Annotated in this window: 1 protein-coding gene; it reads left to right on the top strand. The window is 75.6% G+C overall.

The window, feature by feature from the left end:
• Window positions 1–10: 10 nt before the first annotated feature.
• Window positions 11–266 (top strand): AAA family ATPase (locus tag AOK23_RS49415; protein ID WP_240496267.1); only part of this gene is annotated, 256 nt, incomplete at its 3' end.

The following is a 266-nucleotide window of genomic DNA, read 5'->3' as shown; positions in this document are numbered from 1 at the left end:
AGCCGTACCCGTGACCGCCCCCATAGCCGTACCCCTGACCACCCCGGCGCCGCCAGCGACCTCCCTCCGCCCCGCCCAACTACCCGCCGACCGGCCCGCCTTCGTCGGCCGAGAGACCGAACTCGCCACCCTGCTGCGGGTCACCGACGCGGCCGCTGCCTCCACCGGCGCGCCCGCCACCGTCCTGTTGAGCGGGATGCCCGGCATCGGCAAGACAGCCCTCGCGGTGCAGTGGGCGCACCGGATCGCCGACCGGTTCCCGGACG

This window comes from Streptomyces torulosus, from assembly GCF_001419765.1.
In the GTDB taxonomy this organism is placed as follows: Bacteria; Actinomycetota; Actinomycetes; order Streptomycetales; family Streptomycetaceae; genus Streptomyces; species Streptomyces torulosus.
The sequence above is the reverse complement of the archived record's forward strand: the minus strand, read 5'-3'. Positions and strand labels throughout refer to the sequence as shown.